General features: G+C 64.6%; 10 protein-coding genes and 1 pseudogene. 6 read left to right on the forward strand and 5 right to left on the reverse strand.

Annotated elements, in window-relative coordinates; genetic code table 11:
* Positions 1 to 382: 382 nt before the first annotated feature.
* Positions 383 to 1,957, reverse strand: a complete 1,575-nt coding sequence (gene xopAU / locus ACCQ00_RS05955; protein WP_039573058.1) for a serine/threonine protein kinase — start codon at positions 1,955 to 1,957, stop codon at positions 383 to 385.
* A gap of 408 nt (positions 1,958 to 2,365) precedes the next feature.
* Between xopAU and xopAV (ACCQ00_RS05960) the strand changes: the two genes are divergently transcribed.
* Positions 2,366 to 3,118: a type III secretion system effector XopAV gene (gene xopAV / locus ACCQ00_RS05960; RefSeq protein WP_039583382.1), complete on the forward strand. Its 753-nt coding sequence runs from the start codon at positions 2,366 to 2,368 to the stop codon at positions 3,116 to 3,118.
* Between the two features lie 350 nt (positions 3,119 to 3,468).
* Entirely contained in the window at positions 3,469 to 4,224 is a 756-nt protein-coding gene (gene xopAV, locus ACCQ00_RS05965) for a type III secretion system effector XopAV (RefSeq protein WP_039573077.1), read from the forward strand.
* A 66-nt stretch (positions 4,225 to 4,290) separates the two neighbouring features.
* Here the strand turns inward: xopAV (ACCQ00_RS05965) and ACCQ00_RS05970 are convergent, their stop codons facing one another.
* Positions 4,291 to 4,920: a TetR/AcrR family transcriptional regulator gene (locus ACCQ00_RS05970; protein WP_025981762.1), complete on the reverse strand. Its 630-nt coding sequence runs from the start codon at positions 4,918 to 4,920 to the stop codon at positions 4,291 to 4,293.
* A 216-nt stretch (positions 4,921 to 5,136) separates the two neighbouring features.
* Between ACCQ00_RS05970 and ACCQ00_RS05975 the strand changes: the two are divergent.
* From ACCQ00_RS05975 to ACCQ00_RS05985, 3 genes and pseudogenes are all read left to right on the forward strand, one after another.
* A pseudogene (locus ACCQ00_RS05975) lies at positions 5,137 to 5,915 on the forward strand (histidine phosphatase family protein).
* Positions 5,915 to 6,784: an NAD(P)H-hydrate dehydratase gene (locus ACCQ00_RS05980; RefSeq protein ID WP_039573052.1), complete on the forward strand. Its 870-nt coding sequence runs from the start codon at positions 5,915 to 5,917 to the stop codon at positions 6,782 to 6,784. The pseudogene ACCQ00_RS05975 and the gene ACCQ00_RS05980 overlap by 1 nt, the downstream one beginning before the upstream one ends.
* A gap of 419 nt (positions 6,785 to 7,203) precedes the next feature.
* A complete protein-coding gene (locus ACCQ00_RS05985) occupies positions 7,204 to 8,682 on the forward strand; it encodes a glycoside hydrolase family 30 protein (RefSeq protein ID WP_039583383.1) in 1,479 nt (492 codons plus the stop codon).
* 131 nt (positions 8,683 to 8,813) lie between these two features.
* Here ACCQ00_RS05985 and ACCQ00_RS05990 read toward each other — a convergent pair whose 3' ends face one another.
* From ACCQ00_RS05990 to ACCQ00_RS06000, 3 genes are all read right to left on the reverse strand, one after another.
* Entirely contained in the window at positions 8,814 to 10,619 is a 1,806-nt protein-coding gene (locus ACCQ00_RS05990; RefSeq protein WP_039573046.1) for a glycoside hydrolase family 15 protein, read from the reverse strand.
* The gene (locus ACCQ00_RS05995; protein WP_039573043.1) at positions 10,616 to 11,491 is read right to left on the reverse strand and encodes an SDR family oxidoreductase; all 876 of its coding nucleotides are present in this window, start codon (positions 11,489 to 11,491) and stop codon (positions 10,616 to 10,618) included. Before ACCQ00_RS05995 ends, ACCQ00_RS05990 begins: the two co-directional genes overlap by 4 nt.
* Positions 11,492 to 11,941: 450 nt before the next feature.
* Positions 11,942 to 14,296, reverse strand: coding sequence for a GH92 family glycosyl hydrolase (locus ACCQ00_RS06000; protein WP_039573041.1), 2,355 nt, complete (start codon positions 14,294 to 14,296; stop codon positions 11,942 to 11,944).
* A gap of 74 nt (positions 14,297 to 14,370) precedes the next feature.
* Between ACCQ00_RS06000 and ACCQ00_RS06005 the strand changes: the two genes are divergently transcribed.
* Entirely contained in the window at positions 14,371 to 14,499 is a 129-nt protein-coding gene (locus tag ACCQ00_RS06005; RefSeq protein WP_039573039.1) for a hypothetical protein, read from the forward strand.
* Positions 14,500 to 14,702: the final 203 nt, after the last annotated feature.

The raw sequence follows: 14,702 nt of genomic DNA on the forward strand, positions 1-14,702 counted from the left end.
GCATCTGGCACATGCGAGCGTTGTGTTTCAGCGTCCACGGCCCATTGCGTCGGCTTAGGTCTGCAAAGAAAACCTTGAAGCTTGCGACGACGTGGAGGGCGCTGTCATCGAAGGCGCGCATCCATTGCCATGACGTGTTGTGCCGTCTGGATCTTGTTACCGTATGGATCACCCCCGCCAATGGACGCATTGACCGGCACGCGTATGGCAGCACGCAGCGGTGCCGATTGATCCCCGAATCAGCGCCCAGACTGCGCGCTTGCATGCACACTTACGTCACTTGTCTCTCAATCCCGCACTTCTAGGCCACGCCAATACACATCACATAACCCATCGGTTCGCGCTCACCTGTAACCGTGAGTGCTTCTAAAAGTAGTTACTTCTAAAAAGAAGCCAAGCGCTTCAATTTTTCATAGGTGCGATGCATCCGATCACGCGGCGGGAGCGGCGGTTCGGTAAAAAATGGGTCGCGCAGCAGGATCTCGGCCTTGGTGCGCTCGCCGGCGCCGTCGTCCAGCATGCTGTTGAAGAAGCGCACCACCGTGCGTTTGTGGTCGTCCGGGAGCGCCTGCAACGCATCCATGAAGGGGAAGGTGTCTGCAGTCTTGGCGCGATTGATCCCGATCATGCCCATGTTGTAGTCGGGGCGCTTGAGCACATGCACCAGCAGTTGCGCCACGCTGTAGACATCGCGCGCGTGCCTGGCAGGGCTGCTCAAGTCGTAGAAGCCCGGTGTGCCGCCGCGGTTTGGGTCGCCTTCTTCTGAGCCCAGCCCCATGTCGATCAGCCGGAAGATCTTCATGGGTTGGTCGTACATGACATTGTTGTGCGAGATGTCCTGATGCACGATGCCGGCGTCTTCGCAGCAGGCAATGCCCACCAGCACATCGGCCATCAGCTGCCTGGCCAGGCCGAGGTACTCCAATGCGGTGATGGTGCCTTGCTGCAGCGCCGTGCGTGCGCGGCCAATCATGCTGCGCACGCTGATGCCGTCGATTTTCTCCAGCAAAATGCCGAAGGTGTGTTCGATCTGCACCACGCCGTGGGCGCGCACGATATACGGCACTGCATCGACCGACCTGATCATCTGATACTCCTGGAAGATCATGGCTTTGCGCGCATCGATCCGTTGCTGCAAGCCCTGAGCGTCTGCAACGGTGACAGGGTCGTACAGTGTCGGTGGGATCGGCTGTTGCGAGTCCATGCGCAACAAGGCCTTGAAGATGAAGTCGCGGCCGCAATTTTGCCCGTCCTGCCAAAGATCTTCGGCCAGCCGAACTGCATAGGTCGAGGCGGAGGCGCCGGTGCCGACGGTCGGCAGTGTGTGCAGCGTTGCTGCAGTGCCTGCGTGCCCGCTTTCCAGCGTCACCTGGAGAAAACCGCTGTCTACATCCACGGCGCCGGGCTTCAACGCCGAGAGCTTCTGGATCAAGTCCGGGCGTTCGGATCGGCTGGTCAGCGATTTCACCAGGCGCGGGCTCAGCACCACGTGCTGCCGCGCGTGACGCATGTCGCTGACCAGCCGACGTGCGTAGCGCAAGTTCTGGAACGCGTCACTGCTGTCGGCGCCCGCAAGTGCCGCTGTGCGCGGCGGCGTCTCCAGCAGGCAGGCCCAGGTCGGTGAACCGGGCTGCGGGCTGAGACGGGGGCTGCGGCCGGTGACAGGCGTCGTTGGCGAGTCGCTACTGGATGAGGACCAGGTGTGCGGTGCCAGCGATGCCTGCAGGCGGGGCACCACGACCTCCAGGCGCTTGCTCTCGTCGGCGAGCACGCCGGTGGTGCTTCTTCTTTTTTCCAGCAGGTTGAGCGGATGGTCTGCGACAGGATGGGGCGGGCGGTGCTGCTCGGGCGCCTGCGCAGTTTCGGGCGCATCGCACTCTGCGTCTGCGCGCAGTGCCGTGGAAGGACAAGTGAAGTTGCCGGAGATCTGTTTCATGGTCGAGGCCAGTCTGGTCAACGATCCGGGGAGGTGGCTCTGGCGGTTCGCGTGCAACACGCGGCATGCGGCAGCTGGAGTGCGCCCGCTGGCATCGCGAGCCACTCAGCAGCGCAGCCGGCTGCGTCACCCTCGGCATCATTGAGGCAGTGGTGCATGCATCGGGTGCAATGCACGAAGCAGTGCAGGCGTGGGCGAAGTTGCGGCAGGGCTGCTGGTGTTGGCATTTGACGCGTTGGCTCGGCGCCTGCGGTGGTGGACAACGCACGCTTGCAACACGACCGCCAGCCACCCTGACCGCTTGCCTGCAGCGATGCGCTGTTGCGGGCGTGCACCGCCTGCGCGCTATGGCATGCGCAGCGCCGCTTGTTTCGTGTTCGGCAACGGCTTTTCGGCCGGATGCGTCATGCCCGATGACGCTGGGAAACAATGGAGCGCGTCGATAGCGGAGAAGTGACCATGCAACCTTTAGCATTGACGTCCGCCACGCGCCGAGGCGCCAGGCGCGAACAGCAAGAGGGCGCGACGGTGGCAGATGCCGGCCCGTCTGCACCGGCCAGCGACCCGCACGCCAATACGCAACTGGCGCAGAGCCTGCCGCGGCGGCCCGTGCGCGAGGCGCCGCTGAGGGCGCCTGGCACGCCGCGTGGCGTCCCCCTCGTCAATCTAGGGCGAACGATGGCCCATTTAGGCGCCGCCGGGGCCGCCGTATGGGGCGGGTTTGCGGCGCTCCAGGCACCTGCCGCGGCGGCGTACGGCTATCTCAACGATGATCTGTATTACAAGAATCTTGCTGTGGTCAGTGGCTACCAGGCAGTGGGAGCGCTGGCCGCATTCCTGGGAATGGGTCTGGCCGACGTATTGGCCGCGCGTTACGTGGAGGCGCAAAGCCGGTGGTACGAAGTGCCGACCAAGGCGCAGCGCGCAAGCGAGTTGGGAGCCACCGAGACCTGCCTGGATCAGGCGGTCGACATGGTGACCAGATTGGACGCCGACCCTCCTGGTCCTGCCATGGACGAAGGCGAGCGGCTGGTATTGGCCAGGGATCTGATGCACCTCATGACGGTAGAACGTTCCCGTCTGCCACCAGACCTATGGCGAGCAGCGAGCGGGGCCGGCAACGATGCGCACGGCCTGGTCACCCGGCTCCTACAGGCCGCCAGAGCACGTGCAGCGGAATAGGCGTCCACGTCGTCGGCAGCGTAAGCGCGCCTGCCGGCCAGGTGCTGGGGCGCGGCCCGCAAGCGCCGCACAGTGCTGCTTCGGGATGACATCGACGCCGACTTGCACATGGCGCGCGATTGCACCGTGTTCGATGCGCGGCACTAGATCATTAGCACATGGCCGGCAGTCGATCGTCCAGTAGGGCGCTTGGCCTGGATTGGTCATGAGTGCCATCCAATGCGTCAGGAACGTGGTGCGCGTTTCGCCTTCGGTCACGCCTGTTCGGCCAATGCCGTGCATTGGCGATTGCGCAACAGAACAATGGGATTCCATCCATCTAGGCGAGGTGATGTATGCATCCTGTGGCAATGACGACGGCAGTGCGCAGGGGTGCGAGGCAGGGCCAGGAAGAGAGGGCTGCCGAGTCCGATGCCGGCCCCTGTGCACGTGTGCACGACCCGCATGCCAATCCGCAGCTGGCCCAGGCTCTGCCACGGCGGCCTGTCCGTGAGGCGCCGCTCAGGCCGGCCCGGGGGGCTTTCGCCCACGGCGCGCAGCCGCAGGAACAAGCCGCCGGGTTGCGTGTGGCCCACCTCGTACACGACGCGGCGGAGACTGCTGCCCAGGGCGCTGGATTCGCGTTTGCGAGTGGCTTGGCCCAGTTTTATGTCTACGGGGGGCAAAGCGGCTTCGCGGTTGACCCCAGCTATAACGAGAGGGTCGCTTCGGAAGGTGCCAAGACGATGCTTGGCGCGGCGGCGGCATACGGTGGCTTCAAGGCCATCGAGTCGCTCGCTTCCTGGTACATACGCGCGCAAACGCCACGACAAAAAGCACTGCGGGCGCGGGAATTGGGGGCCACCGAAGCCTGTCTGGATGCGGCGGTGGAGATGGTGACCACGCCGGATGACGACAATCCCGGTCCTGCCATGAACGAAGGCGAGCGGATTGCGCTAGCCAAGGATCTGCTGCACCTCATGACGGTGGAGCGTTCTCGCTTGCCGCCGGAACTGTGGAACGCGGCCGGCGGTGTTGGCGACGATGCGCACCGTTTGGTCACCCAGCTTTTGCAGGCGGCCAGGGCCCGTGCAGCGGAGCAAGCATCGCCGTCTTCGGCAGATTGAATGCACGCTGGCAGCTGGCAGCTGTCGGGAGCGCGCCCGGCAATCGCCGCGCAGTGCTGCTTCGGACTACACCGGCGCCGACTTGAGAATGCCCGACAAACTCTCGCGCAGGATCAGCTGCAGATGCATGCGGTTGAGTTCCATGCCGCTGGTCATCACGCTGTGCAGGCCGCCGCACATGGCGGCAACGGCGAACACGCGGGCCTGGAATTCCTGTTCGCTGCTGGCGGTGTCGGTGTGGCCGCGGAGCAGGCGCTTGAGCAATGCGCTGAGGTGTTCGATCAGCGATGCGCTCTGCCGGCGCATGAAGGCGGCCAGCACCGGGTCGCGTAGCGTTGCCAGGTGCAGCTCCAGGTCGATGCGGGTGCGCTTGATATTGATTTCCTGCAGCAGCCAGTCTTCGAGCAGGCCGGCGATGAAGTCCACCACGTGCACATTGGCCGGGCGTTCCACCAGCCACATCTGACGGATGGCGCGCATGTAGTTGCGCTCGAGCAATGCGCGCACCAACGCGTCCTTGTCTTCGAAGCGCTGCAGCAGGCTGCCGCATGACAGACGGGTGCGTTCGGCGATGAGTTCGAAGCTGGTGGCCGAAAGGCCGATCTCGTCGATGCAGCGTTCGGCCGCGTCCAATACGTCGTCTACCAGGAGCTCTTCGCGCTGTTTTGCGGTGCGCAGCTGAAGGACGTTGGACATGGGCGAGCTAGGTGTTGGGGGCCTGCAGTATACCGAGCCAGGGTTACGCATCCGTTGGAGCCGCGCTGGTCTGTGCTATGGCGCATGGTTCTTGCAACGTGCGCGATGTGCGGGCTCATGCATGACACCGGTGGCGCGGCCGCGCACGGCCGCAGGCATGGTCGACCAGCTGTTCACGGCGGCTGTGCGACACGTGGTGCCGACGTGATGCAGGAGATGGGTGTGAGTGAGAACAGTGCGGTTGCGGGGGTGTCGGCGCAGTGGCCGGCGCGCTTGTGGGTGGTGCGGCATGGGCAAAGCGCGGGCAACGTGGCGCGCGATGTGGCCGAATCCAATGGGGCGACGTTGATCGACCTGGAGCATCGCGATGCGGACGTGCCGCTCTCGGAACTGGGCGAGCGCCAGGCCGAGGCATTGGGCGCGTGGATGGCTGGGCTGCCCGAACACGAGCGGCCGAGCTTGATCCTGAGTTCCACCTACGTGCGCGCGCGGCAAACCGCCGCTGCGGTGGCACGTGCGCTCGGCCAGCCGGCCGATGCGGTCAGCGTGGACGAGCGGCTGCGCGAGAAGGAATTCGGCGTGCTCGACCGCTACACCACGGCCGGTATCCTGGCGACGTTTCCGGCGCTGGCCGAGCAACGCAAGCTGGTGGGCAAGTTCTATTTTCGCCCGCCTGGTGGCGAGAGTTGGTGCGATGTGATCTTTCGGTTGCGCAGCATCGTGGGCGACCTGCAGCGCAATCATGTGGGTGCACGCGTGCTGATCGTGGGGCACCAGGTCATCGTCAACTGCTTCCGTTACCTGATCGAGCGAATGGACGAGGCCACCATCCTGGCCATCGACCGCGAAGGCGATGTGCCCAATTGTGGCGTCACCGAATATGCGGCCGCGGCCGATGGGCAATCGCTGCAATTGGTGCGCACCAAGTTCGTGCCGCCAGAGCTGGCCGACGAGCCGTGACCACCGAATCCGACCGCCCGGCCGGAGCGCGCTGATGGCCGCCGCACGCCTTCGCACGCTGACCGCTGCCGCACTGCGTGCGATGCCGCTGCCATCGCCCGGCGGCGACAAGGAGCAGCGGGGGCGCGTGTTGGTGGTCGGTGGGTCGATGCGCGTGCCCGGTGCGGCGTTGCTGGCCGGGGAAGCTGCATTGCGCGCGGGCGCCGGCAAATTGCAGATCGCCACCGCTGCCAGCGTGGCGCCGGCGATGGCCCTGGCGGTGCCCGAGGCATTGGTGCTGGGGCTGGGGCAGAGCGGGCAGGGCGAGATTACGCGCGGGCATCGTGCGTTGGACGCGGCGCTGGCCGCCTGCGACGCGGCCGTGATCGGGCCGGGCATGGCCTCGACGACGACGACAACGGCGCTGGTCAAGCTGGCCGCTGCCAAGGTGGTCTGTACCTTGGTGCTGGACGCCGGTGCGCTAGTGCGCAGCTTGCGTGCGCCGCCCGGGCGCCCATTCGTGCTGACGCCGCATGCCGGCGAAATGGCAACCCTCGCTGGCGACGACAAGGCCGCGGTGGAAGCGGCGCCCGGCGAATACGCGCTGGTCTTCGCGCGGAAAATGCGCAGCGTGGTGATCGTCAAGGGCGCGGACAGTTTCATCGCCGGGCCGGACGGTGCGTTGTGGGTGCATCGCGGTGGTGTGCCCGGGCTGGGCACCTCGGGTTCGGGCGACACCTTGGCCGGGTTGATCGCAGGTTTCGCTGCTCGGGGCAGCGATGCATTGACCGCAGCGCTATGGGGCGTATTCGTGCATGCAGCGGCCGGCAGACAGCTCGCAAAGCGGGTCGGCACGGTGGGCTTTTTGGCGCGCGAGATTCCGCCGGAAGTGCCGGGCATCCTGGACCGTTTGTCGCGTGGGTGATCAAGCCCTTTTCCAGACGGCAGAGGAGCATGTTGGCGCTGCAGCTGAGCCCCTCTCCCGCCGGGAGAGCGGTTGGGGTGAGGGTACGGTTGCCGGGATTGGTGCAGATTGACGTCTTATATTTCTCGCTGTTTGTAATGCATCACGCGCTGCCGGCAACGCCACGTGCGCACGTACCCCCATCCGGCGCTGCGCGCCACCTTCTCCCCCGTGAAGGGGGGGCAATGTCCCGCCGGGAAAAAGGAATGCTTGTGCTGCAGCCAAGCCCCTCTGCTGATGGAAGAACCAATGAATGCCACACCGCGTTGCGCTTGCGCTCGTTTGTCGTGCGATGCTGCGGCGCGTTGGTCGGTTAGGCTTGCGCGATCTACCTGGGAGGGTGCGCGGTGAAGCGAGCGATGACGTGGTCGGTGATGGGAATGCTGGGGATGGGGCTGGGCACGGTGGGCAGCGCGAGCGCCGCAACGGAAGCCGTGGCACCTGCCGCGGCTGCAGCAGCGCCAGATGCGGCCTCGCCAGCGACGCGTAGCGCTGGCGCATTGCGCATCTACACCAGCTCCCAAGGCGCCACGCAACAGATGCGCGCCAGCACGGCGGCCGCGCCTGTTGCCGGCCATGCATTGACCGAAAAAGAAAACTCCATCTTCGTCAATCCGCAGCGGCAGTTTCAGCAGGTGCTGGGTATTGGTGGTGCGATCACCGATTCCAGCGCAGAGACCTTTGCCAAGCTGCCCAAGCGTACGCAACGTGCGTTGCTCACGGCCTACTACGATCCGCAACAGGGCATCGGCTACACGCTGGCGCGTACCACCATCCATAGCTCGGATTTCAGCAGCGGCAGCTACACCTACATCAAGGAGGGCGACGCGGCGCTGAAGAGTTTTTCGGTCAAGCACGATGCCAAGTACCGCATCCCGATGTTGCGCCAGGCCATTGCGGCGGCCGGCGGCAAGCTCACCACGTTCGCCAGCCCGTGGAGTGCGCCGGCCTTCATGAAAGACAGCAAGACCATGCTCAAGGGCGGCAAGCTATTGCCCGAGTACGCGCAGGCCTGGGCAAGCTACTACACGCGGTTTATCGCGGCCTACGAAAAAGCGGGCATCCCCATCTGGGGCATCAGCCTGCAGAACGAGCCGATGGCGGTGCAGACCTGGGAGTCGATGCTGTTTTCGGCCGAGGAAGAACGCGACTTCCTGAAGAATCATCTTGGGCCAACCATGGCCAGCGCCGGCTACGGCGATCGCAAGATCATCGTGTGGGACCACAACCGCGACATGATGGTGCACCGCGCGCATGTGATCTTCGATGATCCGGAGGCGGCAAAATATGCGTGGGGCATGGGCTTCCACTGGTACGAAACCTGGGCCGGATTCGAGCCGATGGTGGAGAACGTGGCGGCAGTGGCGCAGGCCTACCCGGACAAGCACCTGCTGTTGACCGAAGCGGCGGTGGAAAAGTTCGACCCGGCCAAGTTGCAGTATTGGCCCAATGGCGAACGCTACGGCACGGCCATCATCAACGACCTCAATCATGGCGCAGTGGGCTGGACGGACTGGAACATTCTGCTCGACCAACAGGGTGGGCCGAACCATGTAGGCAATTACTGCTTTGCGCCGGTGCATGCCGATACGCGCACCGGCGAGGTGACCTATACGCCGAGCTATTGGTATATCGGCCACTTCTCCAAATTCATCCGGCCGGGCGCACGGCGGGTCAGCGCGGCCAGTAGCCGCAGCAATCTGGCGACCACCGCGTTTGTCAACACCGATGGCAGCCTGGCCATGGTGGTCATGAATGCCAGCGACGTGGCCATTGCCTACAATCTGTATGTGGGCGAAGCATCCAGCACGTTGGAGATTCCCGCGCACGCGATCCAGACGGTGGTAATGGCGCAGTAAGCGAATCGACGCAATGGTTCGAGCTGCGCTCTGGCGCAGCCGCATTCGCGAGGTGTCCGCCTCCGCCGACGGGGAAAAGCGTCTGCTGATGGCAGCCTGGTGCACGGGCGGGGACAGATGCTGCGCTGCGCTTATTCGCCCTCTACGGCCAGCGCTGCGTGGATCAGCGCGAGGTGGCTCAAGCCTTGCGGTACGTTGCCCAGGCCGGCGCCAGTGGCGGTGTCCAGCATCTCGGGCATCAGTGCGACATCGTTGCCCAGCTGTTCCAGCAACTGTTCGAACAAGCGCCTGGCTTCGGCACGCTCGCCGAGCAGCCCATAGGCTTCGACCAGCCAGAACGAGCAGGCGATAAATGCTCCTTCGCGTTGTTGCATGCCGCTGTAGCGGTGCAGCAATGCGTCGCTGCCGAGTTCTGCGGCAATGGCATCGCGGGTGGCGATCATGCGCTCGCGGCGCGGGCCGCCCAGCCCAAAGCGCGAGGCCAACAGCAGGCTTGCGTCCAGGTCGTCGGTGCCCGCGTAAAAAGTGTATGCCTGCTTGGCGTCGGACCAGCAGTGCGTGTCGATCCACTCCAGAATCCGCGCCTGCTCGCGCTCCCAGCGTGGCAGCATCGCGGTGGAGAGGTGGCCGGCTTTGGCCAGCTCGGTGGCGCGGCGCAGTGCCAGCCAGCATTCCACTTTGGACATGGTGTAATGCTGGGCGGTTTCCAATTCCCAGAAGCCGGCGTCCTTGCGCATCCAGGTGTCTGCGCATTCGTTGCCGAGCTCGAACAACTGACGTGCGGTTTCCTGGTCCAGGATGTGGCCTGCATCGAGGAAGCGCGCGGCCATTTCGAAGATATCCCCGTACAGGCACAGCTGCAGCTGGGTGTTGGCGGTGTTGCCCACGCGCACCGGGCGCGTGTTGCGATAGCCGGGAACGTCGATCACGCGCTCGTCGGGCACCAACGCGCCATCCAGGGTGTAGCAGGGGCGCACGCCGGGCCGGTGCTGGCGGATGGTGCGCATCAACCAGCTAAACGCGGCCTTGGCGTCGGCCAATGCACCCACGCGCAGGAAGGCCTTGGTGGTGTAGGCGGCATCGCGGACCCAGGCATAGCGGTAATCCCAATTGCCGTTTGCGCCAATCTGTTCCGGCAATGACGTGGTGACCGCAGCAGCGATGGCGCCGGTAGGCGAAAACCACAGGAACTTGAGCGCCAGCGCAGAGCGCACGACCGCATCGCGGTAACTCTTGTCGTAAGACAGGTTGCCGCTCCACTCGCGCCACTCCTGGTCGCTGCGCTCGATGCGCCCACCGATGTCTTCCAGCGCGGGCACTGGCAGCGCATCGTCTTCGGCGGCCAGCAGTGCTACGACCTGGGTGTCGCCTGCGTGGATCGCCAGCGTAACGTGCACGCCGCGGTCATCGCACCGCACTAGCTGCGCTGCACTCTCGTCGTAGCGCAGCATGGTCATGAGCGAACCGACGTGATGCACACGTCCGTTCGGCGTCTCGCTTTGCCAGGGGGTGGCTTCTCTGGCACGTGTGCCGGGCCGGTAGATCAGGTCGAAGACAACGCGGCCTTCGATGCCTTCGATGCGTCGCGCAAGTTCCGACCACGGCAGCCGGCCGGCTTCGCCGCTGTTGAGTGACTCGGTCAGGCGTGCGCTGCCGGTGCCGGTGCTGAAGGTCGTTTCGAGGATATTGCTGCCATCGCGGTAGTTGCGCTGCACGTGCTGCAGCTGTTGCGGCGTGAGGGCGAAATAGCCGCCTTCGCCTGCATCCAACAGGCGATCGAACAACGGCGGCGAGTCCATCTTCGGCACGCACCACCAATCGATGCTGCCGTCTGCACCGCATAACGCCACCGAGCGCCCGTCACCGATCGCCGCATAAGCGGCGATCGGCAAGGCGCCGGTGGCATCGCGTCGAAACTCAGCGCCGGGATGGCTCAAGACAGCAACAGGCCGCCAGTGGCACCGAACACTTCGCCGGTGACGTAGCTCGATTCCTGCGATGCAAGAATCACATACAGCGGCGCCATTTCCACCGGCTGGCCGGCGCGCTTGAGCGGCGTTTCAGAGCCGAAATCGGGAATCTTTTCCGGCGGCTGACCACCGCTGGGCTGCAGCGGCGTCCACACCGGTCCGGGCGCGACTGCGTTGACGCGAATCCCCTTCTCGGCGATCTGCTGCGCCAGCCCCTTGGTGAAGTTGACGATGGCCGCCTTGGTGGAGGCGTAGTCGAGCAGCGTAGGCGAGGGCTGATACGACTGGATCGAACCGGTATTGATGATGGAGGCACCCGGCGGCAAATGCGGGATGGCCGCCTTGCACAGCCAAAACATCGCATAGACGTTGGTCTTGTAGGTGGCGTCGAACTGCTCGGTCGTGATGTCCGCGATGTCTTTCACGGCGGTCTGCTTACCCGCGATGTTGACCAGTACATCCAGTCCGCCAAGCTCTTTCACCGCCCGATCCACGAGTTGGGTACAAAATTGCTCGTTCTTGAGATCGCCCGGAACGCTGATGGCTTTGCGCCCCTCTGCCTGGATCAGTTGCACGACTTCGGCAGCGTCCTGTTCTTCTTCCGGCAGGTAATTGAGCACGATATCGGCACCTTCGCGTGCAAATGCGATGGCGGTGGCGCGCCCGATGCCGGAATCGGCGCCGGTGATCAGGGCCTTGCGACCCTGCAGCCGACCAAAGCCCTTGTAGCTCTGCTCGCCATGGTCTGCCTTGGGCTGCAGCTCGTGGACAGTGCCCGGCGCTTGCTGGGTTTGTTCCGGAAATTGCGGTTGCGGGAACTGGGTCAACGGGTTCTGCATTTCGTACTGATTCTTGGTGCTGGATGCACATGCTCCTGCATTGGGGGAAGGGCGGGCACGCAGTCGTCGTGCGTACCGATGGCGGCCAGTGTGGAAAGCGGCGCGATGCATATCGGTGAACGAAAGTTGTGCATCGTGTGAATACGTGACCGCGGTGCATGCGGTGCCATCGCCCCGGAGACGTCGCATTCAGAAACTGACGCAAGACAAACGCATGCGTTGCGCAGGAGTCGACGACGCTGGCACCGCTGGCTGCATGGCAGCGGTGATCGAGCGCGGTGCATGCGGCTTGCGCATGCGGACCCACGACTGAGGCAGTTGGCCAGGGCCACTCCAGGGGCCGCAGACCAAATGTAGCGAACATTCGGTGGAGCCGCGCAGACACCTCATTTCCTGCGGGATGCATCCCTGCAGGATCATCCGGGCGCTACATCTCGCAACGGCGTTGGATCATTGCAGCTGCGCCGACATCGAATACGGCCGCTGCGCCGGGTCGGTGGCCCATCGCGGATTCGGTGTCGCCTGCATACGGAAACGCAGCTCGCCGCCAGCCTGGATTTCCTCGTGTGTCACATAAGCGCGGGTCAGCGGTTTGCCGTTGAGCGTGGCGCTGCCGACGTAGCTGCGTGCATCGCTCACGCCTTCGGCGATGATCGAGAAACGATTGCCATTGGGCAGGTTGAGCGTGGCACGCGGCAGGAACGGGCGGCCGATGACGTACTGGTTGCTGCCGGGCGCCACCGGGTAGAAGCCCAGCGTGGTGAACACGTACCAGGCCGACATCTGGCCGAGATCGTCGTTGCCGGCCAGGCCCTCGGGCCTGGCGTGATACTGGCTGCGCATGATCTGGGTCAGGCGCGCCTGCGTGCGCCACGGTTGGCCGGCATACGCATACAGATAGGCAACGTGGTGGCTGGGTTCGTTGCCGTGCGCGTACCAGCCGATCAGGCCGGTGATGTCTTCCATGTGCTCGAAGATCTTCGGGTCCACCGTGGCATCGAACACTGCATCCAGCCGGGCAAGCAAGTTGTCGTCGCCGCCATGCGCGGCAGCCAGCCCGGCCACGTCCTGCGGCACGTACCAGGAGTATTGCCACGCATTGCCTTCGGTGTAGTCGCTGCCGTAGCCACTGTCAGATGGGTCGAATGGCTCGCGGAAGTTGCCGGCGCGGGTGCGCGCGCGCATGTAGCCGGTGGCCGGGTCGAAGGCATGCTTCCAGTTGCCGGCGCGCTTGTTGAATTCTGCAGCGATGGCGGGCTTGCCGAGCTTGTCGGCCATGCGCGCGATGGTCCAGTCGTCGAAGGCATATTCCAGCGTCTTGGAGGCGGCTTCGCCTTCTTCGTCGATGGGCACGTAGCCCAGCTCGCGGTATTGCGCAATGCCATCGTAAGGGCCGTAGTTGGCGCTGGCGACCATGGCCTGCAAGGCTTCCTCTGCGTCGAAGCCGCCGATGCCTTTCATGTACGCGTCGGCAATCACCGGGACGGCGTGGTAGCCGATCATGCACCAGGTTTCCAGGCCGTGGAATGCCCATATCGGCAGGATGCCGTAGGCGCTTTCGCGACGCGAGGCGAGCAGGGAATTGACCACGTCGCTGCTGCGTTGGGCCGGCTGCACCAGGGTGAGCAGCGGATGCAAGGCGCGGTAGGTGTCCCACAGCGAGAAGGTGGAGTAGTTGGTCCAGCCATTTGCCTGATGCACCGCATTGTCCGGCCCGCGGTAGCGGCCGTCGCTGTCCATGAACAGCGTTGGCCCCAGCAGGGTGTGATAGAGCGCGGTGTAGAGCTGGGTGCGTTGTTGCGTGGTGCCTTGTGCATCGATCGCCGACAACGCCTGCGTCCATTGTGCGCGTGCATCGGTGCGTACGCGATCGAAATCGAAGCCAGGCACTTCGGCGTCGAGGTTGGCGATGGCGCCGGCCTCGCTGACCGGCGAGAGCGCCACCTTCACCACCAGCGGTGTGCCGTCGTTGGCCACGTCGAACACACCGACCAGTTGCCGGCCTTCGATCTGCGCGCGCTGCGCAGGATTCTTTTCGCCCGGTGGTGGGAAACCCTTGTATGGGGTGTCCTGTTCGGTGTCATGCAGTTGCGTGGCAGTGAGCGGACGCGAGAAGCGCATGGCGAAATACAGCTGCCGGCCGGGCGCCCAGCCGCGTGTTTCGCGAAAGCCGGTCACCGTGCCATCGCTGCGCACCCGCAGCCGCGACCACTGCACCTTGCCGGGGTAGTCGTACAGGCTGGTGCGCAGGTCGATGAGCACATGCGCCGGCGTGCCTTTGGGAAACTGATAGCGATGCACGCCCACGCGCGCGCTGGCGGTGAGTTCGGCGCGGATGTTGCGGTCTTTCAAGGTCACTGCGTAATAGCCGGGCTGCGCCTGTTCGCTGGCGTGGTCGAACTGCGCGGTATAGCCGCTGCCCGGCTTGCTGGCGTCGCCGCGTTCGAGCTTGATGTCGCCGGCCTGCGGCATCAGCAGGATGTCGCCCAGATCCGAATGCCCGGAACCGGAAAAATGCGTATGCGAGAACCCGACGATGGTGGTGTCGCTATGCCGATAGCCAGCTGCCCAGCCGTAGGCGTCCTTGCGCGGCTTGATTTGCGTATCCGGGCTCAGCTGCACCATGCCGAACGGCACCGTGGCACCTGGATAGGTATGGCCTTCGCCACCGGTGCCAATGAACGGGTCCACTGCGTCGAAGGCAGTTGCGGGCGTGCGCGGCGCCGCGTTGCCAAACACTGCGACGACGGCGGCAAGCACTGCCAGCCAACGAGCCCGACGTGGGGCGATCAAGCGAGACGACATGCCAAGTGCTCCAGGCGGATGCAGCGCCGGACCGTAGCACAGCTGAGCGGGCGCGCTACAGGTGAGAGGATGCGATGGCCATCGTGGTCATGGTTGGGTTCGCTGAGCAGGCGCGCGTGATCGATGTGGTGGCTTGGGCACGCACCGCGGCACATCTGGCGGCTGTCGTGCTGCATGGATGCCAGTCTGTATTCTCCGCGTGATCCGCGTTAGGCAATCGCCAGCGAGAACGCGCAACGGTCGCCAACGCAATCGCATACCGCAGCCATTTCCCTGCGCCGTGACGCCAGCACCGCCAAACCCGCCACTGCTGCAGTGGCGGCACCGATCAACACTTTGTCGCGGGGAGAGCGTGCGCGCAATCCGGGGAGCCGCCGGTCGCCACCGTCGATGCCGCGGCAATGCC

It is taken from the genome of Xanthomonas sp. NCPPB 3761 (genome assembly GCF_041475705.2).
GTDB classification, from domain to species: domain Bacteria; phylum Pseudomonadota; class Gammaproteobacteria; order Xanthomonadales; family Xanthomonadaceae; genus Xanthomonas; species Xanthomonas phaseoli.

Coding starts and splice junctions, on each gene's coding strand:
- ACCQ00_RS06000 (WP_039573041.1), bottom strand. CDS start 14,296: ATGTCGTCTCGCTTGATCGCCCCACGTCGGGCTCGTTGGCTGGCAGTG.
- xopAV (WP_039583382.1), top strand. CDS start 2,366: ATGGAGCGCGTCGATAGCGGAGAAGTGACCATGCAACCTTTAGCATTG.
- ACCQ00_RS06005 (WP_039573039.1), top strand. CDS start 14,371: ATGGCCATCGTGGTCATGGTTGGGTTCGCTGAGCAGGCGCGCGTGATC.
- ACCQ00_RS05995 (WP_039573043.1), bottom strand. CDS start 11,491: ATGCAGAACCCGTTGACCCAGTTCCCGCAACCGCAATTTCCGGAACAA.
- ACCQ00_RS05970 (WP_025981762.1), bottom strand. CDS start 4,920: ATGTCCAACGTCCTTCAGCTGCGCACCGCAAAACAGCGCGAAGAGCTC.
- ACCQ00_RS05985 (WP_039583383.1), top strand. CDS start 7,204: ATGCTGGGGATGGGGCTGGGCACGGTGGGCAGCGCGAGCGCCGCAACG.
- ACCQ00_RS05980 (WP_039573052.1), top strand. CDS start 5,915: ATGGCCGCCGCACGCCTTCGCACGCTGACCGCTGCCGCACTGCGTGCG.
- xopAV (WP_039573077.1), top strand. CDS start 3,469: ATGACGACGGCAGTGCGCAGGGGTGCGAGGCAGGGCCAGGAAGAGAGG.